Here is a 24,430-nt window from a genome sequence, read left to right on the forward strand (position 1 = left end):
GCCATGGCGTCGTCCGCGACGGTGGAACTGTCCCGCTGGCAGTTCGCCCTCACCGCCGTCTTCCACATGACCTTTCCCGCCCTCACCGTCGGGCTGTCGATCCTGCTCGCCGTCGTGTACACGGCCTACCTGCGCACCCGGAACCCGCTCTACCTGCAGATGTTCCGCTTCTGGCGGAAGATCTTCGCGGTCGGTTTCGGTCTCGGCGTGGTGGCCGGCACGGTGATGACCTTCGAGTTCGGCCTGAACTGGGGCAGCTACGCCCATGCGGTGGGCCCGATCCTCGGCGTCACCATCGGGATGGAGGTGATCACGGCCTTCTTCCTGGAGGCAGGCTTCATCGGGATCATGCTCTACGGCGAGGGACGGGTGCGCCCCCGCACCATGGCCCTCGCCTCCTGGATGGTCGCCCTCGGCACGCTGCTGTCCACCACGTGGATCCTCTCCGCGAACAGCTGGATGCAGGACCCGGCCGGCTACACCGAGGTGGCCGGCCAGTTCCAGGCCCATGACTGGCAACAGGTGCTGCTCAACCCGGCGTTCACCTACCGGTTCCCGCACATGCTGCTCGCGGTGCTGATCAGTGCCGCCTGGTTCGTCGGCGGCATCGCCGCCTGGTACCTGGTGCGGCGGCGCTCGCTCGCCTTCGCCCGCCGCACACTCTCCATTGCGCTCGGGGTGCTGGCCGTGCTGATGCCCGTCCAGCTGTACGCGGGCGACGAGACCGCGGCGTTCATGGGGCAGCACCAACCCGCCAAGCTGGAGGCCTTCGAGGGCAACTGGAAGACCGACAACGACGGCTACAACCTGCTCGTCGTCCCCGACACCGACCAGGGCCGGAACAGCCTGCAGATCGGGATCCCGCACCTGGGCGCGGTGATCGGCAAGGACCTGACCGGTCAGGCCCACGTGCCCGGTCTGCTCCAGACCCCGCCGGACCAGCGCCCGAACATGTGGAGCACCTTCTACGGGTTCCGCGCGATGTACTTCACCGCGCTCACGATGTTCGCGATGGCCTTCGCCGGTCTGGTGCTGCGCCTGCGCGGCCGGCTGTTCACCGCCCGGCGGTTCCACAAGCTGATGGTGTGGATGACACCCGCCGGCCTGATCGCGATCACCGGCGGATGGATCACCGCGGAAACAGGACGGCAGCCGTGGGTGGTCTACGGCAAGATCCGCACCTCCGACGCCGTCTCCCAACTGTCCACCACCGAGGCGGCCCTCAGCCTGGCCGGCTTCGTCGCGGTCTACGCCGTGCTGGTCGCGGTCTGGGTCCGCTACATCGCGCGGACCGTGAAGGCCGGGCCGGAGGCCGTCGACGCGTCCGCGCCGTCCCCCGTCCCCCCGTCCCGGCCCGCGCCGGGCCGCCCGGCACGACCGGAGGCCGCCCATGGCTGAGTACGCTTCCTACGCACTGGTCCTCTTCGCGCTCGGCGCGTACGTCGTCCTGGACGGCTACGACCTCGGGATCGGGATCCTCGGCCTCTTCGACCGCGACGACCGGCGGCGCAAGGAGTACACCGAACTGGTCGCGACGGCCTGGGACGCCAACGAGAGCTGGCTCATCCTCGCCGCGGTCACCCTGTGGGCCGCGCTGCCCGGGGTCTACGCCACCGTGCTGCCCGGGCTCTACCTCCCGCTGACCGTGATGCTGCTGGGCTTCGTGCTGCGCGGGCTGGGGCTGGAGCTGCAGAGCGCCGCACCGCACTACCGGCGCGGCTGGGGGCGACTGTTCGGCATCTCCTCCCTGGTGGTGACGATCTGCCAGGGGCTCGTGGTCGGCACCGTCCTCACCGGGCTGCCCCAGCACCACGGCGTCTACGACGGCGGTGCACTGCGCTGGCTCAACCCCTACAGCGTGCTGTGCGCACTCGGCCTGACCGCGCTGTACCTGCTGGCCGGCGCCGCCTGGCTGCACGCCAAGACGGAGGGCGCCGTCCGCCGCCGGGCCGCCCGGCTCGGGCGCCCGCTGCTCTCGGCGACGATCGCCGCCGCCCTGGTCCTGGGCTTCGGCCTGACGGTGGCCGACCCCCAGCAGTTCCACTTCGAACAGCCGCTGCGCGCCGCCCTGTTCGGCCTCGCGGTGGCCACGGCCGCCGGCTGCGGCGCCGTCGCCTGGTACGGCTTCGGGCGGGCACCCGACGCCCGCCCGTTCATCGCGGTGCTCGGCGCCCAGGTGGCCGGACTCCTGGCCCTGGTGGCCGCGACCGTACCGGTCGTGGTGCCGCCCGCGCTGACCGTGCACGACGCCGCCAGCCCCACCGGTTCCCAGGTGTTCCTGCTGATCGGCGTCGGGGGCTGCATGCCGGTCGTGCTGGCCTACAACATCTACGCCTGGTGGGTGTTTCGCGGGAAGTACCGGGCGCCGTCACCGGCCGCGCTCGCCCTTTCCGACGAACCCCGGCGGCCCCCGGAGACGGCTTCGGCGACCCACCGCGCGGCGCCGAGCACCGAAGCGCCGAGCACCGATGGCGCGCCGGAGGGGATCCTGCGCACGGTCGCCCGGCGGGGCGGGTTCACCGTGCTCGGTGTCGGCACGGCCGCGGTGGCGCAGGACGTGTTCGGGGGCAAGGGCGAATGGATCGCCCCGGTCGCCCTCGTCCTGTTCGGCCTCGTCTCACTGACCGCCTGGCTGGTCGGCGACCGGCGGGCCGCCGCGGCGGGCGAGTTCGACCTCGATCCGGCGGTGCGGCGATGAGCGACACCGCCGCGTTGCTGGCGCGGCTGGCCGACGACGAGGTGCGGCGGGAGCAGCAGCGGGCGTTGGAGCGGCTGCGTGCCTGGGCGTACGCCCAGGCACCGGCCTTCCGCCGCGCCGGCACCCTGCGCGGACTCGCCGTCCTCGGCACCGTCGGGTGGGCGGCCGGGCTCGGCTGGGCGGCCCGACTGGCCCTGCGGGGCCAGCAGGCGGCGGTCACCCCGGTGTCGGTCCTGCCCGCCGCCTGCCTGGTCGGGGCCGGAATCGTCCTGCGGGCCCTGCTGCTCGCGGCGGGCGACCGGGCCGCGGACGACGCGGCCGCCGCCGTCCGGCACGAGCTGCGCACCCGACTGCTGACCGCCGCCCTGCCCGCCTGGCGGCGGCCGAGGGCCGCCACGGAGCCGCGGACCGCCGACGCCGCCTTCGTCCAGGCGCTCGACGAGGAGGTGGACCGTCTCACCGACTGGCTGACCGGCTACGTCCCGGCGCGCCGGACCATGCTGATCGCCGGCGGCATCGTGCTGGCGGCGATCGCCTCCGGCAGCTGGCTGGTCGCCATGCTGCTGGTGGTGGCGACCCCACTGCTGCCGGCCAATCTCAAGGTCATCGGCATGGGCACGCGCGCCGCCGTCCAGTCCCAGCTGACCGCCGCCCGGGCGCTCAGCGCCCGGCTGCTGGACCAGTTGCGCGGGCTGCCGACGCTGGTCGGCCTGGGCGCCGACGAGCAGGCCGCCCGCACCGTGGCGGCGGACGACCGCGAACTGGCCGCGCGCACCCAGGCGGTACTGCGGGTGGCGTTCCTCTCCACCGCCTGGGTGGAACTGCTGGTCACCGGAACCCTCGCCGTGGTCGCCACCTACTGCGGCCTGATGCTGCCCGACTATCTGCACGTGCCCGGCGTGCCCTCGGCCATGGGGCTGGGCACGGCGCTCTTCGTGCTGACCCTCACTCCGGCCTACTTCGCGCCGGTACGGGAACTGGCGCGCGGCTACCACGCGCGGGCCGAGGCGTCCGCCGCCGCCGACCTCGTCAACGGCCTGCTGGAAGCGTCCGAAGCCGAGCGGCCCGGTCCGGGCAGCCGGCCGCCCGGACCCGCCGACGCGCCGACCGGCGTGCGGCTGCGCGGAGTCGGCGTCACCTTCGCCGATCGCGACCGGCCCGCGCTCGACGACGTCACGCTGACCGCGCACCCGGGCCGGCTGGTGGCCGTCACCGGTGCCAGCGGCGCGGGAAAGTCGACGCTGCTCGCCGTCGCGGCCGGGCTGCTGGCAGCCGACTCCGGATCGAGTACCCATCAGGCCGACGGGACGACGCGGTCCGCCGACCCCCGCGCCGTGTCCTGGATCGGCCAGCCCTGTTACCTGCTGCCGGGCACGGTGCGGGACAACCTGCTGCTGGCCCGTCCGGACGCGGACGACGCCGCCCTCGCGGCGGCCTTCACTGCGCTCGACCTCGCCGGGCTGCTGGCGGCACTGCCCCACGGTCTCGACACGGTCGTCGGCGAGCGCGGTAGCGGGCTCTCCTCGGGCCAGATCCAGCAGTTGGTCTTCGTCCGCGCCCTGCTGCGGGCCGCGCCCGTGCTCTGTCTGGACGAACCGACGGCCCACCTCGATCCGGAGGCCGAACGGCGCGTCATGGCCGCCGTACGCACGCTGGCGCGTGACCGGACCGTTCTGCTCGCCACCCACAGCCCGGAACTGCTACGGATCGCCGACGAGGTCATCCGCGTCGACCGGGGCCGCGTCCACGGAGCGACCGCATGAACCCTGTCACCCTGCTGTGGAGCTCGGCCGACCGCCGCGGCCGCCGCGACCTCCTGCTCGGGGCGCTGCTGGCCGCCGGTGCCGAAGTGGCCGCCGCCGGGCTGCTCGGTCTGTCCGGTTGGTTCCTCACCTCCTGCGCCCTGGTCACGCTCCAGGCGAACACCACCTGGTCCTGGATGTACCCCTCGGGCACCGTCCGGGCGCTGGCCCTCGGCCGGACCGGGCTGCGCTACACCGAACGGCTCACCAGCCACCGCGCCCTGCTCGGCGCCACCGTCGCGCTCCGGACCCGGATGGTGCGCGCCACCGCCGCGCTCCCGCCCCGGCAGCTGCGGGACCGGCGGGACGGGGCGCTGCTGGCCCGGCTCACCGACGACGTGGCCGCCGTGGGCGCCCTGCCGGCCCGCTCCCTCGCTCCGCTGACCGGTCTCGGCGTGACGGCCCTGGCCGTGGTGGCACTGATCTGCGTGGCCGATCCGACGGCCGGGGCTACGGAGGCGCTGCTGCTCGGACTGGCCCTCACCGTAGCCGTGCGCACCAACCGCCGGGCCCTCGCCCACCGCGCCGAGGCCGTCAGCGAACGGGCCGCCGCCCGATCCGCCCTGCTCAGCGCGCGAGCGGCGCTCGCCGAACTGCACTGCCTGGACGTCGTGGACCTGGCCCGCGACCAGGTCGCCCAGCGGGTGGAGCTCGCCCACCGAGCCGACGCCGCGTCACTCGCCACCCTGCGCGGCGGCCGACTGCTGCTCCGGCTGCTCGCCGCGGTCGGCCAGGTCGCCGTCCTGCTGCTCGCGCTCGCCGGCCGCTCGACGGTCCAGCCGGTCGCCGCGGCCATCGGCGAGACGCTGCTGGTCGCCGCCGGCTACGAACTCGTCGAGGCCCTGCCGCAGATCCTGCGCGACCACGGCTCGGCCGCGCACTCCGCGCTGCGGCTGACCGACCTGCTCGCGGGCGCCCGCGCACTGCCCTCCGGAGCGGCCGCCGCCTCCCACCGGGACGCGCCGCTGACCGTACGCGAGCTCCCGCTGGGCCCCGGAGCGGCCCGGTGGTCGACCACCCTCCCACCGGGCAGCGCCACCCTGGTCACCGGGCCCAACGGGAGCGGCAAGAGCACCCTGCTCAACATGCTCGCCGGACGGATCGACAGCCCCTCCCCCGGTGTCGTACTCCTCGGCGACTCCCCCGTGCACGCGCTCCCCGCGGCGGCGGTCGCCACCACCCTCACCCTCGTCGAAGCCGAGGACTGGCTGGCGGACAGCACCGTCGCCGACAACCTCCGCCAGGCCGCCCCCACCGCCGATGACGCCACACTTCGTACGGCGCTCGCCGTCGCGGCCTTGGCGGACCTCGAACTCGACACACCCACCGGGCCGTTGGGCAGCGCGCTGTCGCAAGGGCAGCGGCGCCGACTCGGCATCGCCCGTGCCGTGCTGCGCAACCCTGCGGTGCTCCTCCTCGACGAGCCCGTCGCCGGGCTCGACCGGCCCACGGCAGTGCGGCTGCTGAGCGGGATCCGCGCGGCGCTGCCGCGCTGTGCGCTCGTCATAGCCCTGCCGGACCAGCATCACGACCTGCTGCCGTTCCCCGTGGACACCGTGCTCGCGCTGGGCAGTTGAGAACTGGGCGGTTGAGGACCAAGCAGTTGAGGACCAAGCACTTGAGGACCAAGCGCTTGAGGACCGGGCGGTACACCGGATTGACCGACATCAAGACCAACCAGCCTTTCAGCCACCGCTGTTCGGCCTGCACCACGAGGACGGTCAGCATGCCCTTCATCACGGTCGGCGAAGAGAATGCCGGCACCATCGACCTGTACTACGAGGACCACGGCTCCGGCCGGCCCGTGGTGCTCGTCCACGGCTGGCCGCTCAACGGGGCCTCCTGGGAGAAGCAGGAAGCCGCGCTGCTCGCCGCCGGCCACCGGGTGATCACCTATGACCGCCGCGGCTTCGGCGCCTCCGACAAGCCGGCGTCCGGCTACGACTACGACACCTTCACGGCCGACCTGCACGCCGTGCTCAGCCGCCTCGACCTGCGGAACGTGATCCTGGTCGGCTTCTCCATGGGCACCGGGGAGGTCGTCCGCTACCTCGGCGGCTACGGGTCGGAACGGATCTCCGGGGCCGTGCTGCTGGGTGCGGTGCCACCGTTCCCGATCCGGACCGACGCCGACCCCGACGGCGTGGACGGCATCGTCCTCGGGGAGGTCCAGGGCGCCATCCGCGCAGACCGCCCCGCCTTCGTCGCGGGCTTCCTCGCCGACTTCTACGACGTGGACGTGCTCGGCGGCGAGCGGGTCAGCGACCAGGTGGTCCAGTACAGCTGGAACATCGGCGTCTCGGCTTCCGCCGGGGCGCCCCTGGACCGCCCCCCGGCCCAACTCACCGACCTCCGCGCGGACCTAGCCCGGATCGACGTCCCCGTCCTGGTCGTCCACGGCGACGCCGACCGCACGCTGCCGCTGCGCTCGACCGCGCTCCCTCTCTCCCGGAGCATCGGGGGCGCCCGCCTGGTGGTGCTGAAGGGCGCCCCGCACAGCCTCATCTGGACGCACGCCGACGAGGTCAACAAGGAACTGCTCGCCTTCATCGCCGTCCGACGGCCCGAGCGCGAGGCACTTGATCACCATCTAGTTGAATGCTAAATTAAATCTCGGGCCGGGCCACCGCCCGCAGCCCCATCAGGAGGAACGATGACGACCACCGTCGCGAACAACCCCGACCGGTCGCGATTCGAGATCACCGACGACGGTGCGCTCGCCGGCTTCGCCGAGTACCACCGGTACGAGAACGAGATCGCCTTCATCCACACCGAGATCGACCCGGAGTTCGCCGGGCGCGGCCTCGCCGGCACCCTGGCCCGCGCCGCCCTGGACACCGTCCGGGAGCAGGGGCTCGCGGTCCTCCCCTACTGCCCGTTCATCCGCGCCTGGATCGGCAAGCACCCGGAGTACGTCGACCTGGTCCCCGAGGCACAGCGCACCCGCTTCGGCTTCTGACCGCCGCTCCGACCGCCGGCCGCCGACATCGCGGCCGGCGGTCCCCACGCACTGGCGGACCACACGGGGTGCGCTGACAGGCCATGTGCGCTCCGCGGTCGTGACTATCGTGACGACCGCGGCCGGAACTCCGGGTGCGGAGGACGAGCTTCCTCCTCGACGGCTACGGCCACCCCCTGCTCGCGGTCACTTCCGCGACCACCCGTCTCCCCCCGACCACCCGTCTCCCCTCGACCGCCGATGCCGCCCGGCAGCGGGAGGTCCGGTGCCGTTCCCGGAGGAGCGGCACCGGCCGGTACCGGCGGCCCTACCTGCCGTCGGGGATCCGGACGGCCAGGAGGTTGGGGTCGTGGTTGGTGAAGTAGGCGCCACTGGCGATGTAGGCGGTGGTGCCCCGTACGGCGAGCGACGTCGGGTTCTCCAGCCCGTCGGCGCCGGTCAGCACGATGGTGTGGCTGCCGTCCGGCCTGACCAGGGCGACCTCGTTGTCCGCGTTGATCGCGGCCAGCAGTGTGTCGCCGCGGCCGGTGAACGCGAAGTCGTCGATGTCGACCAGGCCGGTGGCCCTGGTCTGGACGGCGCCAGCGGTGCCTCGCCGGGTGACCGGGATGCGCAGCACGGTCCCCTGGTCCAGGTTGGAGACCCAGACCGCGCCGCCGTGGACCTTGATGCCGTTGGCCCCGAGGAACTTGACGGCGGCCAGTTCCGGCGCGGTGGCCCAGCGGGTGGGCGTGCCTCCGCCGCTCGGCACGCGCCAGACCGTGCCGAGGACCGAGTCGGCCACGTAGAGGTGGTGTTCGTCCGGGTCGAGCGTCAGCCCGTTGGGCAGGCCGTCGGCGGGGAGGGCGGCGATGCGCTGCGGCGTGCCGCCGGGCCGCAGGCGCCAGAGGCCGGTCAGGTCGCTGCTGCCGGTGGCGTAGAGGAAGTACAGGGTCCCGTCGTGGGCGCGGACGACTCCGCCCAGGAACGGTGACGACAGTGCCGGGGTAGTGGAGCCGGCCGGGGGCTCGGGCATGGTCGCGAGAACGCGCACCGTGCCGTCCTGCCCGATGCGGGCGATCTGGCGGCTGAAGGCGAAGGTGACGACGGCGCTGCCGCCGGGCTCCAGGGTGATGTTCTCCGGTCGCTGCCCGTCGGCGATGTCCAGGTGTGCGACGAACCGAACGTCCGGTCCCGGGGCGGCCGTCGCGGTGATCGCGGGGCCGGCCACGGTGACGGCGAGGGCTGCCGCGACGACCGAGACCGCGAGGCCGGTGCGCGTACCTGTCAGGAAGTTTGGCATGGGGGTTCGCTCTTTCTTTCGTGGACGGAAGCCGCCGGCGGTTCCCTGCGGGCGAAGTACCGCCGACCCGGAGGGGACGCTACGGTCCACGGCGGCGGCGTGTTGTTCGTCCGTGCCCTGCCGCTGGTCCGCGGGCGCCCGGGCACGGTGCCACGATGCCGCCGCGGCATCCACCGCGCCGAGCGGCCGGTGTACACCCTGAGGCAACGACCCTTCGTCGCGAGTCAAGTCGCCTACTGGATATGCGGATAGCTTCGGTCTCGGCGGTCGGGGGAAGCTGCGGCCGCGCAACCCGGGCTTCGGCAGGACTCCTGAGCGAATCCCGATGCGCTGACGCTCCTCCGCCCGATCGACGACCGGCGACCACGTGCTCGTCCGGTTCGGCCCCGAGATCCTCGACGGCCCCCGGCAGTGACCGGGGCACCCCGCGCACACCGCCCGAGTCCCCGGCCCTGCCCGGAGCGCCACCCGCGCTCCACCCACCACCGGCCTGCCCGACGGGCCGGTCGATCCCAGCAACTGGAAAGGCACATCATGCCGTTCATCACCCTGACCGACGGTTCGCAGAAGTTCTACAAGGACTGGGGCACCGGCCGTCCGGTCGTCCTCTCGCACGGCTGGCCACTGAACGCCGACGCGTGGGACAGCCTCGCCGTCGCCGTCGCCGACGCCGGCTACCGGGTCATCGCCCACGACCGGCGCGGGCACGGCCGGTCCGAGCAGACCTGGGACGGCAACCACATGGACCAGTACGCGGACGACCTGGCCGAGCTGCTGGAGCAGCTCGACCTCACCAACGCCGTCCTGGTCGGCCACTCGACCGGCGGCGGCGAGGTCGCCCGCTACCTCGGCCGCCACGGCAGCGACCGGGTGCGCAAGGCCGTCCTGCTCGGCGCCGTGCCGCCGCTGATGCTCCGGACCGAGACCAACCCCGAGGGCACCCCGATCGAGGCCTTCGACGGCATCCGGGCCGGCGTCGCGGCCGACCGGTCGCAGTTCTACTACGACCTCAGCGAGTCCTTCTTCGGCTTCAACCGGCCCGGCGCCGAGGTCTCCGACGGCAAGCGCCGCGAGTTCTGGCTCCAGGGCATGCAAGCCGGCCTCAAGGGCGCCCTCGACTGCATCGAGGCGTTCTCCGAGACCGACTTCACCGAGGACCTCAAGAAGATCGACATCCCGGTCCTGGTCGCCCACGGCGACGACGACCAGATCGTCCCGATCGCCGCGTCCGCGGAGAAGAGCGCCGAGCTTCTCTCCCAGGGCATCCTCAAGGTCTACCCCGGCGCCCCGCACGGCCTGGTCGGCGCGTACGAGGCCGCGTTCACCAAGGACCTGATCGAGTTCCTCGGCGCCTGAGGCTGTGGCCGGGTGTGGCCCGCACCCGCGCACCCGCGTGGTCCGGGCCGCACGGGGAGAAGACCGGCCAGCAGGACCCGGCTGACCACGTGACTTCGTGAGCGTCGCCGGCCCGGGGACATCCGGCCTGCGAACCCCGGAGAGCGCGAGCCCCGGCAGGTGGGTCCTTCGACACCATCTGCCGGGGCTCGCTCGCGATCAGGGCCCGGGACTCGGGGCCCGGACCGCCGCATCCCCGGATGAAGGGTCAGGTGCGGGTCAGGAACTTCTCCAGGACGCTGTTGAACTCGCCGGGGTTCTCCAGGAACGGGAAGTGTGAACTGGCCGTGCCCCGTGGGAAGACGTGCAGTTCGGCACCGGGAATCCGCTCGGCGATGAACCCCTGCGAGGCCGGGTCGACGTGACTGCCCTCGCAGCCGATGACCAGTGCGGGTACGTCGATGCGGGGGAGCACGTCGCGCCAGTCCTGCGCGCAGTGGTCGAAGAGCAGCGGAACGCCCGCGTACGCCGGTGTGGACTCGATCTCGTCGGCGACGAAGGCGAGCAGGTCGGGATCAGAGGCACCGGTGAACATCGAGCGCACGAAGTCCCGCCGCGCCTGCCGTCCGTCGGGCCCGGCGAGGGCGGCACCGAGGTCCAGCAGCCCCGCGACGTCGAAGATCGCGCCGGACTCCTGCTGTTCGGCCTGGGTCATCCAGGGCACCGCGGCCACCGCCGCCGGCTGGTCCACGATGACCAGCCGGCGGATCCGGCCGGTGCCGTACTGGTCGATGAAGCTCCACCACACCGAGGCGCCCATGGACCACCCGAGAGCGTCGAAGGCGGTGAGCCCGAGGTGCTCGACCAGGTCGAGGACGTCGCGGGAGAGCCGGGCGATGCGGTACCCGTGGTGCGGCTTGGCCGAGCGGCCGTGGCCGCGCAGGTCCACCGTCACGACGCGCCGCCCGACGGACAGCGCCTCGAACTGATGGCGGAACATCTCCTGGGTCTGCCCCCAGCCGTGCAGCATGACCAGGGGCGTCCCTTCGCCACCGCTGTCGCGGTAGGCGAGACGGACCCCGTCCCCGGTGGTGAAGCTCTCCACGGTCTTCCTCTTTCCCTCGCGGTCGTCGGTCTGGAGAAGGAGCGCCGCCCCCCGTCGACGGCGACCGCGGCGCCCCGGCCCGTGCCGGCGCGCAGGAGCGGCTCCGGTGCACTCGCACGGGCCGGAGCGCGATCTCGACCTGGCCCGGCACCCCGCTCGAGGTGGTCGCGGACACGATGGTCACCATGGTGTGGGGGAGGTCGGGCAGCACGCCGGTTCCCAGGAGTTCCAGCAGTTCCGGGAGTTCCGGCAGTTCCGGCAGTTCCGGGTGCGCCGCGCGGTGGGGCGTCACCTCGGGGGGGGGAGGAGCTGCCGGACGGCATCCGTTCGTCCGTGATCATCCGTCTCCGGGCCAATTCATACAACGCGATGACGGTGAACGCAAAAGTCTCAACACTCCTCGGATGACAGCCGTCCGGCGCCCGTCCCCTCACCCGGAGCCCGCCACGGCCCCGCTCCGTGCACGCTCTTCCGGTGCTTCCCTCGTCCCGTGCACGCAGCGGTCATCGGCCGTGCGCTGCGGGAGAAGCCGGACGCCGCACCGCGTCCTACTGTCCGGAACACAACCGCCAGAGAAGAACTGGCGATCGTCCAGGAACTGGAAACATGCTGAAGAAGATCTGGTCCGCGCTGCTCTCGCTGGCCCTTGCCGCGGGCCTGGCCACCGCGCTGAGCGGCACGGCCCACGCCGCCGACGACCGGCGGGTCGACTGGAACGTCTCGAACATCACCAGCCGGGGTGCGCAGCACGCCCAGAACTACTGGAACATCATCGATTTCATCCACCGCAACACCTACGGACATGAGACCAACATCCCGCGGCTGCGGCAGACCACCAGCGAGCGGCGCCTGGTCGAGGTCCGGGTGATGGACGGCGATCACCAGCTCACGTCCGTCTACCTGTGGTCGGACAACCTCTACGTGGCCGGCTTCTACTCCCCGACCGCCAACGAGCACTTCGTGTTCTCCGACGGCCGCACGCAGGAGTTCCAGTACGCACTCGGCATCCAGCACGCCCGCATCATGCCGAACACCGGGAACTACACCGCCCTGCCCGGCGGCAACAACCGGCAGAACCTGGTCCTCGAACCCGAGACGATCTACAACGCCATGCAGACGCTGCGTCAGGCGCACGAGTACAACGACGGCGTCGGCCGCGCCCTGCTGGTCGCGATCCAGGTCTTCTCCGAGGCCTCACGGTTCGCCCCGATCTTCGACAACATCCGCAGCAACATCCGCGACTGGACCCACACTCCCCTGGGCGGTCAGTACGCCGACCTGGAGAACCAGTGGGGCCAGATCTCGGAGTTCGCGAACGCAGTGGGCGTCCGGCACGACAGCCGGCAGATCACCGTCCTGGACCACGTCGTGCGCACCATCAGCGAGCTGCTGGCCGTCCTCCAATTCGTCGAACTCAACGGCTCCCAGGCGAGGTTCTGACGGCCCTCGGGTCCTGTCCGGCGAACGCCCCCCGCGTACGGGGGCGTTCGCCGCACTCCCGTTGGCGGCTGCGCCCGTCCGTACGGTACTGGTGCGTCGCGGCCCCGCTCCGCAACCGGGGCCGTGCGCAGCGGGGCCGCGGACGGCTCAGCTCATCACGTGCCCCATCTCCGTTTGCCAGTCGATGTGTTCCGCCTCGGTCTCGAGCGGTACCAGTGCGAAACACTCCTTACCGAGCCAGGTGCGGACCGGCTTGGCGGGGACGTCCACGAGCGCGGAGCCGTTCTTTCCCCGCAGCAGGATCCGCAGATCAGGCCGGCCGTGGCAGGGGCAGGGCGGCCAGATCCGCACATCACCGAGGCCGGCGGGGGCGCGCAGGCCGTCCCACAGGAGGTCGCGTGCGAAGGCCCACCGCACATCGGGCCCCACCCCCGTGACCACGTCCAGCGAGACGGCGAGGGGATCCGCCCTGCTGTAGCGCCAGCGGACCCTGAGGGGGATCGAGAAGTCGGCGCTGACGACGAGCCGGCCCCCGAGTTCGAGCTCGGTGGCGTCGGGCCGCGACTGCGCCCGCCGGTCGGGCGAGCCGAACCAGCTGAACGAGCTGGACGGGCTGGTGGCTGTGGGACGCGATGACATCGGATTCCTTCGTTGGTCGGTGTGGCGGTGTCCGGGGCCGGCGGCCGGCGGACGGCGGACGGCGGACGGCGGACGGCCGTACGGTCACGCGGGGCTCAGGGCCTGGACGGCCTGGATGATCAGGTCGGCCACGAGGCCCGGCTGGGAGAGGGTCACCGCGTGGGAGGCCGTCGCGGCCTCCTGCACGGTCGCTCCGGCGCGGTGGGCGGTGAATCGCTGGATCTCGGGGGGCAGTGCCCGGTCGGAGCCGGTGACCAGGGCCCAGGCGGGCTTGGTGCGCCAGGCTGCCGCCGGGGCGGAGTCGGTGAGGGTGCTCTCGGCGATCGGACGCTGGATCGCGGCGAGGACCTCGGCGAGGTCCGGTGCGAGGTCGGCGGCGAAGACCTCCGGGTAGGCGTCGGCGCGGACGGTGAGCTCCGTACCCGGGCCTCCGGCGACGGGGTCGCAGGTCGAGCGTTGGAGGCAGGCGAGGATCGGGGCGGGTGTGAAGCGGCTCTGGAGGTCCGCGTGACTCTCCCCCGCGTCGGGGAGGTAGGAGGATACGTAGACCAGGCCGACGACCTTGGGCGCCACCCCGGCCGCGGTGATCACGGCCCCTCCGTAGGCGTGGCCGACCAGGACCACCGGTCCGTCGATCCGGTCCAGCAGAGCCGTGAGGTAGGCCGCGTCCTGGGCCAGGCCCCGCAGCGGCGTCGCGGCGGCGAGGACCGGGATCCGATGGCGCTGGAGTTCGGCGACGACGCCTATCCAGCTGCTGGTGTCGGCGAATCCGCCGTGGACGAGGACGACGCTCGGGGCAGTGGGCATCAGGGGGCCTTTCCAGGTGGGGCGGCGTCCGACCGGTCCGCGGTCACGGCGTGTGGTCCCGGGTGCTCGGGCCCGAGGCATGGGCCTGCCACTGGCTCGGCGAGACGCCGAAGGCGGCCCGGAACACCCGGCTGAAGTGGGCGGCGCTGACGAAGCCCCAGCGGTGGGCGACTGCGGCGACGGTGCTGGTGCGGTTCGGGGTACGGGCGAGCTCCCGGCGGCACTCCTCCAGCCGCCGCCGGCGCACCCAGTGGCCGACCGTCATGCCCTGTTTCTGGAATAGCTTGTGCAGGTACCGCACGGAGATGTGGTGGGCACGGGCGATGCTCTCAGGTGACATGTCGGGGTCCATCAGGTTCGCATCGATGTGGCGGCGGATCCGGGACAGCAGCTCGGCGCTGACGGCGGTCAAGGGTGCGTTCTCCTCTTCCAGGAGATCCGTGACGAGAAGAGACAGCAGGTCCGCCGCGTTGCGGGCCAGCTGGTGACGCGAGGTCATGAGCGCGTCTCGCGGCCGGTCGGCGTCGCCGTCCCCGGTGGCGAGCTCCAGCAGGAACCGGGAGGCCAGCGAGCCGATCCCGGCACTGCCTCGGGCGAGGAGCCCGTGGACGTGGCCGTGCTCGCCGGAGGTGAGGGCGAGGTAGAAGCGGGGCACGCGGAACCAGAGGAAGACACTGGACCCGGCGTGCAGGAGATTCGGGGGCTGAGGAGCGCTGCTGATGAGCAGGTCGCCCGGCTCCAGCGGGATGTCGACGCCCTGGCGCCGGACGATCGCGTCTCCCCGCCGGTACACGCCTACGTGCAGGTACTCGTCGGGCCCGGCCCCTGGGGGCGGCGGGAGAAGGTCGATGCGCTCCGGGCCGCCGCCGGTCCGGGAGTCGGAGCGGGCGGCGGCCGGGGCTGTTTCGGACATGACTGTGGTGTCCGACTGGATCACGGGAATTCCAATCCGGGAAACGCGGGGCATGGGGGCATGGCGGCATGGAGGTGTGCGGCTGCGAGTTCAGCGGACTCAGCAGCGGAACACGGCAGCGTTGGAAGCGGCGAGGTTCTCAAGGAGGAGGAAGGGGAACTGCGGGCCTGCGACCTCGGCAGGGATCTGCTCGGCGAGGAACCGCTGGGGCCGGGGCGCGACATGGCTTTCCGTCGCAGCCGAACACCGGTGAGGGAGCCTCGATCCGCGGTAGGAGGTCGCGGCGGTCCTGCGCGCAGTGGTCAAACTGCGGCGGTACCGCGACCTGGGCGGGCATGGCCCCGGTCGTCTCGGTGACGAACGTCAGCTCCGCAGCTCACCTTGCTTCCAGGCGCCCTGACGTTCAACCGGCACGGGGATCTCCGACTGGGCGAGCGCGTCGAAGGCATCCGGTCCAGGGGGCTGGCCGGAGCGGACGCCTCGCGGGACGTCCGGTCGACGCGATCGCCGCACCTGGGCCCGTCCGTCCCGGCCACGGAAGTCCACCGTACCCACCCGGCGGCCGGCCCGGTCGCGTTCCGCTGCCGGCGGAACACCTCCGGTGTCCCGCCCCCGACCGTGGAGCACGCCCAGGGGCGTCTCTCCCCACCGTTGTCGCGGAACGCCGTTCGCGCCCCGTCCTCGGTGACCAACTCGTGCACGGCTCCTTCTTCCTCTGATCGGGCCGCCTCGGGGGTACGGTGTCAGGCGGCCCGCGGCCCTGGTGCGCCACTGGAAGAAGTCTGACGCCGACGCCCCCGGTGGCACCACCGACCGCCGTAGGGATTGTGCGGGCCGGCTTCCTCGCTCTGTAGCAAAGCTTGATCCGGAGGGACTGCCGCAGCTCAGAGCGTACGCATCAGGGCGTGAGCAGCGGCTACGACCCGGCCACCAGCTCGCGGATCCTCAGGCCCAGGTGGAGCAGCAGCCGGTTGGCCCCGCTGTCCAGGTCCAGTCCGGTGATCTCCTGGATCTGCCGCAGCCGGTAGTAGAGGGAGGTCCGGTGCAGGTTCAGGGCCTCGGCGGTCTTGGGTGCCGACCCACCGTTCTCCAGGAAGCAGAGCAGCGTCTCCTCCAGCCGCTGGGTGGCGGGACCGTCCAGCAGCCGTCGCAGCGGCTGGGGGACGAGGGTCTCGGTGAGCGCGTGCTCGGGCAGCTGCATCAGGACGGCGAACTCGCCCAGGGCCTCCCAGTCACCCACCCGCTCCAGGTGCGGCAGCCGCCTCGCCGCCCGGGCGGCGACCCGCGACTGCTCAGCGGAGACCCATGCGTCCGCGAGTCCGGTCCGGCGCCCGCCGATGCCGACCGCGGCGCGGACCTTCTCCCCCAGGAAGGTCTCCAGTGCCCCGAGGATGCGACGGGACTGGGCGGCGAGGTCATCCGGACGCGGCTCGCGCTCGAAGCCCTGGAGCAGGACGGCCCGGTCGCCCCCGGTGGCCATCAGGCCGCGCGCGGTGCGCGTTTGCACGTGCGCCTCCAGGGCGCCCCGCAGCGCCACCGTCACCTGCCCGGGGGGCGTTGAATGCGCTGCCACCAGAACGGTGCTGACCACCCAGTGCGCCCGGTCGGGGAGGAGACCCTGGTCCAGCAGCAGCCCCCGGGCGGTGCTTCGCGCCACGACGTCGGTGTCCAGCAGCCCCTCCAGTAGCCGGCCCTGGCCCGCCGAGGTCTCGTCCGCGGACGTCTGCTCGTCGTACAACTGCGCCGCCACGCCGCGGGTGGCCCGCTCGATCGCCGCGGTCTCGGCCTCGGTCAGCTGCTCGTCCGGGGTGACTACCATGAGGACGCCCAGAAGGTGACCGCGCTCCCTCAGCGGCACGCAGTAGCGCTGCAGCAGGCCGAGGTCGTCCCGGCCCGCCAGGTATCCGGGCCGGGGCCACTGCATCACGCCCTGCCCCAGGACGTACCGGATGACCTCGGCGTCCGCCAGGCCCTGCAACAGGGTGCGGATGCGCACCGGGTCCTCGTCCCCGTAGTGACGGCTCGTGCAGATCACCCGGACCAGGGCGTCGTCGAGCACCACCGACCGCCCCAGCTCAGCCGCGAGCGCGTCGACGAGCGCCTGCAGAGCTTCACTGGCACCGCGTGCCCGCTGGATGGAACCCGCCACGATGAAACTCCCCGCTGCCCGTCCGTACAGTGCCGCGACCGCGGCCGGGCGCCCGCGCGGAACACCGCCGTAGGACGGCGGGTCAGCGGGCACGTGCAAGACCTGCCGATCAAGAATGATCTTGCCTGGGAGTGCACTCGACCTGCTTAAGTCATTTGACTGCCGGAACTGACCACCCCACCCATGGGGACCGCCGCGGCAATGCGCGGGAAGGCGAAACCTGCGCCCGACATCCCCCTCAAGCGCGTGCCCTCGCGGGCGACAGCCCGTCCGGCACCCACGGTGGTGCCGACGGATGGACGTTCGACCAGACGGTCGGCCCGGCCGCCGGGGCGACGGCAAAGGCCCGTCCGGCGGCCGGGTGGGACGGCACCCGCCGGTGATGGCCGTCAAGGCTGTGCGTCTCCCGGTGGCGACGCGTACTCACCGGCGGGCTCCCGCGGAGTGGCCGGCCGCCGGCGCCGCCGACCGCCGGCGCCCGGAAGTCACTCCCTTCAGTGACGCCGTGCCGTGTCCAGCAGTTCGGTGAAGGGGGCGAGGCCCTCCTCGTCTCCGGTGTCGGACGGGCGTTGACTGTCCGGGCGCCCGGCCGTCAGAGCCGCCAGCTCGGCGCCGGCCCGGTCGATGCGGCGGGCCAGGTCCGCCGTTCCGGGGGATCCGGTCGAGCCCCAGTCCTCGGAGGCGGCGTAGACCGCGGTGGGTACCACGACGGCGTGCAGATAGGCGAACAGCGGTCGCACCGCGTGCTCCAGGGCCAGCGAGTGACGGGCGGTACCGCCGGTGGCCGCGATGAGGACGGGCTTGCCGTTCAGCGCCTGGTTGTCCAGGACGTCGAAGAAGGACTTGAACAGGCCGCTGTAGGACGCGGTGAAGACCGGCGTGACGGCGATGACGCCGTCCGCCGAAGTAACGGCGTCGACGGCCTCGCGCAGCCTTCCGGCAGGGAAGCCGGTGAGCAGGTTGTGGGCGATGTCGACGGCCACCTCCCGGAGTTCGACGGTGTACGGCTCGGCCGACCGGCCGTGGTCGGCAGTCCGGCGGCTCGTGGCCTCGGCCAGCCGGTCCGCGAGCAGGCGGGTGGAGGACGGCTGGCTCAGACCGGCGGTGACGACGGCCAGGCGCAGCGGGTTCGGCGCGGTGGTGGTGGACATGGGACGACCTCCGGTCAGGGACGGTGTTCGGCGGCGGCCTTGGCGTCGCGCGCGGCGACCAGGGTCGCGTGGGTGGGGGCGTCGGGCACGGTCGCGGGCCGGCCGACGGCGAACTCCTTGCGCAGTACGGGCACGACCTCCTCGCCCAGTAGGTCGATCTGTTCCAGCACGGTCTTCAGCGGCAGACCGGCGTGGTCCATCAGGAAGAGCTGGCGCTGGTAGTCGCCGACGTACTCGCGGGAGGACAGGGTGCGCTCGATCACCTGCTGCGGAGAGCCGACGGTGAGCGGGGTCTCCCGGGTGAACTCCTCCAGCGAGGGGCCGTGTCCGTAGACGGGGGCGTTGTCGAAGTAGGGCCGGAACTCGCGGACCGCGTCCTGGGAGTTGCGCCGCATGAACACCTGGCCGCCGAGTCCGACGATGGCCTGCTCCTCGGTACCGTGCCCGTGGTGGGCGAAGCGCCTGCGGTAGAGGGCCACCATCCGGCGGGTGTGCTCCTTGGGCCAGAAGATGTGGTTGTGGAAGAAACCGTCGCCGAAGAAGGCGGCCTGCTCCGCGATCTCGGGCGAGCGGATGGAGCCGTGCCAGACGAACGGTGCGACCCCGTCGAGCGGGCGCGGAGTGGCGGTGAAGGACCGCAGCGGAGTGCGGAACTTGCCCTCCCAGTCGACGACCTCCTCGTCCCAGAGCCTGCGCAGCAGTGCGTAGTTCTCCACAGCGAGGGCGACGCTGTCGCGGATGTCCTGCCCGAACCACGGGTAGACCGGCCCGGTGTTGCCCCGTCCCATCATCAGGTCCACCCGGCCGTCCGCGAGATGCTGGAGCATCGCGTAGTCCTCGGCGATCTTCACCGGGTCGTTGGTGGTGATGAGGGTCGTGGCGGTGGACAGGATGAGCTTCTCGGTCTTCGCCGCGATCCAGCCGAGCATGGTGGTGGGTGAGGACGGCACGAACGGCGGGTTGTGGTGCTCGCCGGTGGCGAAGACGTCGAGTCCGGCCTCCTCGGCATGGCGGGCGATGGTCACGATAGCCTTTATGCGCTCGTGCTCAGTGGGCGCAGTGCCGGCGGTGGGGTCCTGGGTGAGATCACCGACCGAGAAGATCCCGAACTGCATGCCTGAACTCATTTCAACTCCTGGGTCAGGGAACCTGGTTACGGTGACCCTAGGTAGCCTTGGCAGGCCCGGCTTTGTGCTGCGCGCACGATGCCGTGTCCTGGAGCGCCCTCGCCGCCCCGCGGTCGACCTCCGCGGCTGGACGCCCACCGCGCCGACCACAGCGCCGTCCCCTTCAACGGCTTCCTCGCGGCACCGGACTGCGCAACATCCCTTCCCGGCGAACAGGACGCCGCAAAACGAGCCCTGACCGCGTTCCTGGAGTACCAGCTCGACGACCGCAAGACCCGCATGCTTCGCGACCAGGGACACCTCAAGGAAGCCGTCACGTTCAACACCGGCATCGCCCCCCGACAGTCGAACGCCGACTTCAACCTCCTCAGCCACGCCCTCGACGCCGACCTGGCCATCAACCAGGGCGCCCTCGACCATGCCGGCGCCGACAACGACCCCGGCCGCACCACCGCAGTCACCGGCGCCGTACTGCTCGCCGCCGAGCGGTGTCCGGCCTGACGCTCACTCCGTGAGGAAGAGGCACCTTCCGGAGGTTGCCTGTCGATCTGGCCGTGCGCCCCGCCCCGCACGCTCTGCCGGCACACCCGCCCCCCGGCGACCCTGGACAGGCCATCACGACGCCCTGCGCACCTGAGGACCCGCATTCCTGCGCATCGCTCCGCGCAGCGATGCGGTCTCCACTGTCCTGACGATGCGCCAGACTTGGTCCCACCGCTCAGAGCGGTCCGCAAAGAGACCACGGAGGCAGAGCGCCTTGACCCGTTACAGCGTCGACCCCGACCGGCACGAGCTGATCGCCACCTGGGGATGCGGTGAAGGCGACCTCGCCACCCGCGTCGCCTCCCTCCCCACCGAGGCCGGCACCTCCGACCTTCTGGGTCTGGCCCGCGCCCTCACCCAACTCTCCGCCGCCGCCTGGCGCACCTACACCCATCCCGCCAGCGCCGCCGGCTCCCTGGAGCCCAACACCGAGGGCTGGCGCCGCGAGGAGGAGCGCAAGCACTTCAGCGACGTCGCAGACGCGATCACCAAGCCGAACCTGCCCACCGGCGGCTCGATGATCGTCTCCTACAGCCGCCTCCTGGAATCCGCCAACCGCGTCGGACGCGCCCTCCACGACCTCGACGACCCCGAACTCACGAAGGCTGCGCTCGCTGAGACCGCCACCTAGCTCGCCGCCGTCGAGAACGCCGAACTCGGCGACCTGACCGGCCGCGCCCAGCAGGCCGTCCTCCTCAGCCGCGAGGACGCCTCCCCCGTCCAGGTCGCCGCCGCCGACCACCTCCTCCAGCAGAACCCCTTCGGGTCGGCGGAGCTCTTCTCCGCCATCGACCCCACCGCGGCCGCCGTCGCCGCGGCTCACTGGCTCGCCGCCGCGGCCGAAGTCACCGCCGAGGCTTCCGGACACGACCCCGTCCATGTCGTCCAGGAGGCCGACAACATCGAGGCCCTTCCCCACGAGACCCCCACCCTCGTCCTCGGCCTCATCGACGACGGCGCCACCCCGCGCGACGCCGTCACCGGACTCGTCCGCCACGCCATGCACATCGCCGACGGACTCCTCCCGGACCCCGACGCCCTGCGCGAACAGCTCGAGGACCTAGAGGACCTCGAGGAGACCATCGCCGGGTACACCGGCGACGACGATCCCGACCTCGAAGACATCGCCCTGCGCCTCACCCCGCTCGACCCCAGGCGCCCCGCCCGCGACCTCCTCGAAGACCTCCTCACCGGCATCCATGGCTGCTGGCTCCTCCACAGCGAGTACGACGAACTCGACACCGACGAAGACCTCGGCGACGCCGAGGACTGGGACGACGAACAGGCCGAGGAGCACCCGCGCCGCAGCCGTGCACGCTTCGCCCAGCTCGTCCGCCAGTCCGCCGCCGCGAACCGCGACCGCCTCGTCTGACCGGGCGCCCCAAGGCGCGATAGACAGCCCAACCAGGTGACCTGTGGTTTCCCCTTTCCGCTGGCCAAGGGAGAACCACAGGTCAGCCCGTATTTTCGTGGCCTGGTGGTCGCAAAGTGGTCGCCTCGCGGGCGCAGGCTAGGAGGTAGAAGACTCCGTCCGCCCGACCCCTTCGAGGCGATCATCATGCGCTGCTCACCGAATCCGGGATACGACCGTGGCCGCGTCTACCGGCGCTGCGGCTGCCGCGACGGCCACCGCCGCCAGCTCGGCACCACATGCCCCCGTCTCGCAACGGACCCCCGCCACGGCTTCTGGGCGTTCGCCGTCGACACCCCGCCCGTCGACGGCCACCGTCGCACCATCCGCCGCGCCGGCTTCCCCGACGAACTCGACGCCCGCACCGGTCTTCGCCCGCCCTGACAGCACGCCCCTGCGCCCGCAGTGAGTCCTCGACCAGCTCCGCAAACGCACCGCCGAACTCGACCTCCCCAAGATCGGCCTGCACGACCTGCGCCACACCGCCGTCAGCATCGTGATCGCCGCCGGCCTAGGGTGCAATCCCGGCGGCAAGTGCCAGCCGTGAGCCGGGGAATTCCCGCCGCTCTGTCCGGGCCCGCCGGTATCCTCCCGGTGCAGCCGGTACGTAGATCGCTTGACCGGCGGACTCGGCGCGGAGGGTTCCCTGTGATAGATCTCAGCAGTTACGAACTGGTATGGCCCGCCGACCTCTTCATCGCCGAGGGAAAGCACATCGCGGCGCCCGGACGGCGGGATTGGACCTCCAGGGCGCAGTGGCTGCTCACCGAGGCGTTCCAGGGGGCGAGCGCCTGTTTGGACTTCGACGACCTGCCGGCCGTAGCGCCGAGGAGCGACGACCCATGGGGCCAAGTGGATTCTCCTTCCTTGGGTCAGGAGCCGGTCCTGACGCAGCGCGCCTGGTTCAGCGAATTGATCAGCCGCGCTGCGGAGATCCGGCAGTTCACCGAGCCGCGCCCCTACTGGCCACAGCGCAAAGCGGTCTCCGGCTTGGTACCTACCGTGCGCCCGGACGCGGTGCGACTCGGCTTCGCCCGACTGGTAGCGGAGTTAGAGGGCAGGGGCTACCTGGTCGAGCACTTCGGCGAGGAGTGTGTCGATGCCGACGAGGTGCTGCCCGATCCCTCTGACGTCCTGGAGCTCCACCTGGGAATCGGGAATCTGTGGCCCCTCAAGCCTGCGGAGTGGGACGAGGACACGTTCTTCGGTCTGGTCGAGGTGCTCCACGACCTCGTCTCCCGCCCGCGAGAGCGCAACTACCACAGCTTCAATCAGTGCGGTTGGCACCACCGAGAGTTTCACACCGGCCCCGCCCGGGTCTTCTACCGGTGGCGGGTGAACCAGCTCCTGGTCGGCGCCGGAATCCACTACCGCCTCGCGGACGAAGGCGAGGACCAGGGCCGACTCGTCGCCGTGACCGACGACGCCCGTGCCAACCTCGTCCACCGGGCATTGACCGTCACCGACCCCGACATCCAGCAGCGCACCGCGCACGCCATCGCGCTCTACCGCGGCCGCAACGCGGCCATCGAAGAGAAACGCTCCGCGATCATCGCCCTCGCCGGAATTCTCGAGGAACGACGCGACCTGATCCGCGCCGAGCTCGGCAAGCCCGACGACGGCGCCCTGTTCCAGATCGCCAACCGCTTCGAGATCCGCCACCGCGACGCCAGCCAACTGGAGGACTACGACCCGGCCTTCCTCGACTGGATCTTCTGGTGGTACCTCGCCACGGTCGAACTCACCACCGTCCTCCTCCGACGGCAGCAAGCAACCGACTGACGCACCGGGTCAACCGCCCTCGGGGGGTGCGCGTGCGCCGCGGCTGTCCTTCCGGTGGGTGGACAGGCAGACTGCGGTGTCCTACCGGATAAGCAGGGCCGTTCGGAGCCTGGGTACGCGCAGGTGGGCGAGGAGCCGGGGCTCGTTGTCGAAGAGGATCTCGGCGGCGGGGTCGAGGGCCTGGTGCAGCGTGGCCTGGACGACGACGGCCATCGGTTGTTCGTTGACCACGAGCGAACAGCGATGTAGGGGTGACACACGATCGAGAGAAGCCTGGTCGGCGACCTGGCGCCGGGGCGCTACCGAACCCCTCAGGAACCGCCCGCCCCGACTGCTCCAGGGGACGGCCAGGTCTCTGCCATATCGATCGCGGAACGGGGTGCGATCCGGTTCGAGTGCTGCAAGGATCGCCGGATGTACCTCGCCCTTCACCCGGGAGCGAACCGGGAGAACGTCCTTCAAGCGCTGCGAGACGTGGAGACGGAGGTGAGCAACCTCTACACCGGCTCCCCGCTAGGTGCAGGCGAGCTCGTACTGGCGTACCTGGAGTGGGCGAACAACGCGGTCGAGCGGCTGACCAACCAGCTGAGCGAGCGGGAGATCGAGCGCCTCGTCTTCACCCGCCGCTACGAGCATCTGCTCGCCGGAGCTGCCGACTTCGGCTCGGGCGCCATGGAAAGGTTCACCAACAGCCTCGTCCGGCTGGAGTTGCGGCAGCGGCAGACCGCGTTCGAGGAAACCGTACGCGGGCTTCAAGAGGCCATCAATCGAGGGCCTCAGGCGGCCCTGACAGTGGTGTTCGACACCAGCATGTTCATCGAGCACCCGCAGGAGCTTGAGTACATCGACTGGGCCGCTCTGGTGGGTGTGGAGTTCAGCACCGTTCACCTCATGGTGCCCATCGTCGTCATCGATGAGCTGGACCGCCTCAAGGAGTCCACGAACAAGCACGTGCGCCATCGGGCTCGTCGCGCCCTGAAGGTGATCGACGGCCTCTTCCCGAAGGGGGATCGGCACTACACGATCCTCCGCGAGGGCGACGATGGGCCCGGTGTGGCCGCTGAGATCCTGTTCGACCCGCCGACGCACACCCGCCTTCCGATCGCCGACGACGAGATCGTGGACCGGGCGCTGGCCGTGAGCCCGGTCGTCGGCGGCCGGATGAAGCTGTTCACATACGACGTCGGCCAGTCGAGCCGAGCGAGGCACGCCGGGCTCGACGTCGAGAAGCTGAGCACGCCGGAGGACGCGTAGAGACGCGGTCTCGCGGCCTGTGTCATCCTGTGC

Annotated in this window: 23 protein-coding genes; 14 read left to right on the forward strand and 9 right to left on the reverse strand. The window is 71.7% G+C overall.

The genetic code is table 11. The annotated features are described in order from the left end of the window. The first annotated feature begins 3 nt into the window (after positions 1 to 3). The 6 genes from ACZ4WV_RS07925 to ACZ4WV_RS07950 all read left to right on the forward strand — a co-directional run bounded on the left by ACZ4WV_RS07925 (position 4) and on the right by ACZ4WV_RS07950 (position 7,459). A complete protein-coding gene (locus tag ACZ4WV_RS07925; RefSeq protein ID WP_465743942.1) occupies positions 4 to 1,398 on the forward strand; it encodes a cytochrome ubiquinol oxidase subunit I in 1,395 nt (464 codons plus the stop codon). Beyond that, complete coding sequence (locus ACZ4WV_RS07930; protein WP_465743944.1) at positions 1,391 to 2,698, forward strand: cytochrome d ubiquinol oxidase subunit II; 1,308 nt, start codon at positions 1,391 to 1,393, stop codon at positions 2,696 to 2,698. Before ACZ4WV_RS07925 ends, ACZ4WV_RS07930 begins: the two co-directional genes overlap by 8 nt. Continuing rightward, positions 2,695 to 4,461, forward strand: a complete 1,767-nt coding sequence (locus ACZ4WV_RS07935; protein WP_465743946.1) for an ATP-binding cassette domain-containing protein — start codon at positions 2,695 to 2,697, stop codon at positions 4,459 to 4,461. The genes ACZ4WV_RS07930 and ACZ4WV_RS07935 overlap by 4 nt, the downstream gene beginning before the upstream one ends. After that, positions 4,458 to 6,077 carry an ATP-binding cassette domain-containing protein gene (locus ACZ4WV_RS07940; RefSeq protein WP_465743948.1) on the forward strand — a complete coding sequence of 540 codons (1,620 nt, stop codon included), beginning with the start codon at positions 4,458 to 4,460 and terminating at the stop codon, positions 6,075 to 6,077. Before ACZ4WV_RS07935 ends, ACZ4WV_RS07940 begins: the two co-directional genes overlap by 4 nt. A gap of 149 nt (positions 6,078 to 6,226) precedes the next feature. Further along, positions 6,227 to 7,105, forward strand: coding sequence for an alpha/beta fold hydrolase (locus ACZ4WV_RS07945; RefSeq protein ID WP_465743950.1), 879 nt, complete (start codon positions 6,227 to 6,229; stop codon positions 7,103 to 7,105). Positions 7,106 to 7,153: 48 nt separating this feature from the next. Then, positions 7,154 to 7,459, forward strand: a complete 306-nt coding sequence (locus tag ACZ4WV_RS07950; RefSeq protein WP_465743952.1) for a GNAT family N-acetyltransferase — start codon at positions 7,154 to 7,156, stop codon at positions 7,457 to 7,459. Between the two features lie 307 nt (positions 7,460 to 7,766). On the opposite strand, the gene ACZ4WV_RS07955 is transcribed toward ACZ4WV_RS07950, so the two are convergent. After that, complete coding sequence (locus tag ACZ4WV_RS07955; RefSeq protein WP_465743954.1) at positions 7,767 to 8,741, reverse strand: SMP-30/gluconolactonase/LRE family protein; 975 nt, start codon at positions 8,739 to 8,741, stop codon at positions 7,767 to 7,769. A 534-nt stretch (positions 8,742 to 9,275) separates the two neighbouring features. Between ACZ4WV_RS07955 and ACZ4WV_RS07960 the strand changes: the two genes are divergently transcribed. Continuing rightward, on the forward strand, positions 9,276 to 10,097 hold the full coding sequence (locus ACZ4WV_RS07960) for an alpha/beta fold hydrolase (protein ID WP_465743956.1): 822 nt from the start codon (positions 9,276 to 9,278) through the stop codon (positions 10,095 to 10,097). 247 nt (positions 10,098 to 10,344) lie between these two features. Here ACZ4WV_RS07960 and ACZ4WV_RS07965 read toward each other — a convergent pair whose 3' ends face one another. Further along, the gene (locus ACZ4WV_RS07965; protein WP_465743958.1) at positions 10,345 to 11,181 is read right to left on the reverse strand and encodes an alpha/beta fold hydrolase; all 837 of its coding nucleotides are present in this window, start codon (positions 11,179 to 11,181) and stop codon (positions 10,345 to 10,347) included. Between the two features lie 606 nt (positions 11,182 to 11,787). Here ACZ4WV_RS07965 and ACZ4WV_RS07970 point away from each other — a divergent pair. After that, entirely contained in the window at positions 11,788 to 12,621 is an 834-nt protein-coding gene (locus ACZ4WV_RS07970; RefSeq protein WP_465743960.1) for a ribosome-inactivating family protein, read from the forward strand. Positions 12,622 to 12,768: 147 nt separating this feature from the next. Here ACZ4WV_RS07970 and ACZ4WV_RS07975 read toward each other — a convergent pair whose 3' ends face one another. The 6 genes from ACZ4WV_RS07975 to ACZ4WV_RS08000 form a co-directional block, all read right to left on the reverse strand. Beyond that, positions 12,769 to 13,260: an SsgA family sporulation/cell division regulator gene (locus ACZ4WV_RS07975; RefSeq protein WP_465743961.1), complete on the reverse strand. Its 492-nt coding sequence runs from the start codon at positions 13,258 to 13,260 to the stop codon at positions 12,769 to 12,771. An 84-nt stretch (positions 13,261 to 13,344) separates the two neighbouring features. Beyond that, positions 13,345 to 14,067: an alpha/beta fold hydrolase gene (locus tag ACZ4WV_RS07980; protein ID WP_465743963.1), complete on the reverse strand. Its 723-nt coding sequence runs from the start codon at positions 14,065 to 14,067 to the stop codon at positions 13,345 to 13,347. A 43-nt stretch (positions 14,068 to 14,110) separates the two neighbouring features. Then, entirely contained in the window at positions 14,111 to 14,980 is an 870-nt protein-coding gene (locus tag ACZ4WV_RS07985; protein ID WP_465743965.1) for a helix-turn-helix domain-containing protein, read from the reverse strand. 916 nt (positions 14,981 to 15,896) lie between these two features. Beyond that, positions 15,897 to 17,129, reverse strand: coding sequence for a PucR family transcriptional regulator (locus tag ACZ4WV_RS07990; protein ID WP_465743967.1), 1,233 nt, complete (start codon positions 17,127 to 17,129; stop codon positions 15,897 to 15,899). 494 nt (positions 17,130 to 17,623) lie between these two features. Next, positions 17,624 to 18,280, reverse strand: a complete 657-nt coding sequence (locus ACZ4WV_RS07995; protein WP_465743969.1) for an FMN reductase — start codon at positions 18,278 to 18,280, stop codon at positions 17,624 to 17,626. Between the two features lie 14 nt (positions 18,281 to 18,294). After that, a complete protein-coding gene (locus tag ACZ4WV_RS08000) occupies positions 18,295 to 19,395 on the reverse strand; it encodes an LLM class flavin-dependent oxidoreductase (protein ID WP_465744064.1) in 1,101 nt (366 codons plus the stop codon). Between the two features lie 90 nt (positions 19,396 to 19,485). Here ACZ4WV_RS08000 and ACZ4WV_RS08005 point away from each other — a divergent pair, with 90 nt between their 5' ends. The 5 genes from ACZ4WV_RS08005 to ACZ4WV_RS08025 all read left to right on the forward strand — a co-directional run bounded on the left by ACZ4WV_RS08005 (position 19,486) and on the right by ACZ4WV_RS08025 (position 23,143). After that, on the forward strand, positions 19,486 to 19,908 hold the full coding sequence (locus tag ACZ4WV_RS08005; protein ID WP_465743971.1) for a hypothetical protein: 423 nt from the start codon (positions 19,486 to 19,488) through the stop codon (positions 19,906 to 19,908). Between the two features lie 256 nt (positions 19,909 to 20,164). Next, the gene (locus tag ACZ4WV_RS08010) at positions 20,165 to 20,581 is read left to right on the forward strand and encodes a hypothetical protein (protein WP_465743973.1); all 417 of its coding nucleotides are present in this window, start codon (positions 20,165 to 20,167) and stop codon (positions 20,579 to 20,581) included. A gap of 369 nt (positions 20,582 to 20,950) precedes the next feature. Further along, positions 20,951 to 21,322: a hypothetical protein gene (locus ACZ4WV_RS08015; protein ID WP_465743975.1), complete on the forward strand. Its 372-nt coding sequence runs from the start codon at positions 20,951 to 20,953 to the stop codon at positions 21,320 to 21,322. 186 nt (positions 21,323 to 21,508) lie between these two features. Beyond that, a complete protein-coding gene (locus ACZ4WV_RS08020; RefSeq protein WP_465743977.1) occupies positions 21,509 to 21,745 on the forward strand; it encodes a hypothetical protein in 237 nt (78 codons plus the stop codon). Between the two features lie 264 nt (positions 21,746 to 22,009). Further along, positions 22,010 to 23,143, forward strand: a complete 1,134-nt coding sequence (locus ACZ4WV_RS08025) for a hypothetical protein (protein ID WP_465743979.1) — start codon at positions 22,010 to 22,012, stop codon at positions 23,141 to 23,143. Between the two features lie 81 nt (positions 23,144 to 23,224). Here ACZ4WV_RS08025 and ACZ4WV_RS08030 read toward each other — a convergent pair whose 3' ends face one another. Then, the gene (locus ACZ4WV_RS08030) at positions 23,225 to 23,356 is read right to left on the reverse strand and encodes a hypothetical protein (protein ID WP_465743980.1); all 132 of its coding nucleotides are present in this window, start codon (positions 23,354 to 23,356) and stop codon (positions 23,225 to 23,227) included. 273 nt (positions 23,357 to 23,629) lie between these two features. Here ACZ4WV_RS08030 and ACZ4WV_RS08035 point away from each other — a divergent pair, with 273 nt between their 5' ends. Beyond that, a complete protein-coding gene (locus tag ACZ4WV_RS08035; RefSeq protein ID WP_465743982.1) occupies positions 23,630 to 24,397 on the forward strand; it encodes a PIN domain-containing protein in 768 nt (255 codons plus the stop codon). Positions 24,398 to 24,430 lie beyond the last annotated feature (33 nt).

This window comes from Kitasatospora sp. NPDC029312, assembly GCF_055569215.1.

Bases quoted from the DNA above. Each gene is read 5' to 3' on its own strand.
- ACZ4WV_RS07925 (WP_465743942.1), top strand. From the start codon at position 4: ATGGCGTCGTCCGCGACGGTGGAACTGTCCCGCTGGCAGTTCGCCCTC.
- ACZ4WV_RS07930 (WP_465743944.1), top strand. From the start codon at position 1,391: ATGGCTGAGTACGCTTCCTACGCACTGGTCCTCTTCGCGCTCGGCGCG.
- ACZ4WV_RS07935 (WP_465743946.1), top strand. From the start codon at position 2,695: ATGAGCGACACCGCCGCGTTGCTGGCGCGGCTGGCCGACGACGAGGTG.
- ACZ4WV_RS07940 (WP_465743948.1), top strand. From the start codon at position 4,458: ATGAACCCTGTCACCCTGCTGTGGAGCTCGGCCGACCGCCGCGGCCGC.
- ACZ4WV_RS07945 (WP_465743950.1), top strand. From the start codon at position 6,227: ATGCCCTTCATCACGGTCGGCGAAGAGAATGCCGGCACCATCGACCTG.
- ACZ4WV_RS07950 (WP_465743952.1), top strand. From the start codon at position 7,154: ATGACGACCACCGTCGCGAACAACCCCGACCGGTCGCGATTCGAGATC.
- ACZ4WV_RS07955 (WP_465743954.1), bottom strand. From the start codon at position 8,741: ATGCCAAACTTCCTGACAGGTACGCGCACCGGCCTCGCGGTCTCGGTC.
- ACZ4WV_RS07960 (WP_465743956.1), top strand. From the start codon at position 9,276: ATGCCGTTCATCACCCTGACCGACGGTTCGCAGAAGTTCTACAAGGAC.
- ACZ4WV_RS07970 (WP_465743960.1), top strand. From the start codon at position 11,788: ATGCTGAAGAAGATCTGGTCCGCGCTGCTCTCGCTGGCCCTTGCCGCG.
- ACZ4WV_RS07975 (WP_465743961.1), bottom strand. From the start codon at position 13,260: ATGTCATCGCGTCCCACAGCCACCAGCCCGTCCAGCTCGTTCAGCTGG.
- ACZ4WV_RS07980 (WP_465743963.1), bottom strand. From the start codon at position 14,067: ATGCCCACTGCCCCGAGCGTCGTCCTCGTCCACGGCGGATTCGCCGAC.
- ACZ4WV_RS07985 (WP_465743965.1), bottom strand. From the start codon at position 14,980: ATGTCCGAAACAGCCCCGGCCGCCGCCCGCTCCGACTCCCGGACCGGC.
- ACZ4WV_RS07995 (WP_465743969.1), bottom strand. From the start codon at position 18,280: ATGTCCACCACCACCGCGCCGAACCCGCTGCGCCTGGCCGTCGTCACC.
- ACZ4WV_RS08000 (WP_465744064.1), bottom strand. From the start codon at position 19,395: ATGCAGTTCGGGATCTTCTCGGTCGGTGATCTCACCCAGGACCCCACC.
- ACZ4WV_RS08005 (WP_465743971.1), top strand. From the start codon at position 19,486: ATGCCGTGTCCTGGAGCGCCCTCGCCGCCCCGCGGTCGACCTCCGCGG.
- ACZ4WV_RS08015 (WP_465743975.1), top strand. From the start codon at position 20,951: ATGCACATCGCCGACGGACTCCTCCCGGACCCCGACGCCCTGCGCGAA.
- ACZ4WV_RS08020 (WP_465743977.1), top strand. From the start codon at position 21,509: ATGCGCTGCTCACCGAATCCGGGATACGACCGTGGCCGCGTCTACCGG.
- ACZ4WV_RS08030 (WP_465743980.1), bottom strand. From the start codon at position 23,356: ATGGCCGTCGTCGTCCAGGCCACGCTGCACCAGGCCCTCGACCCCGCC.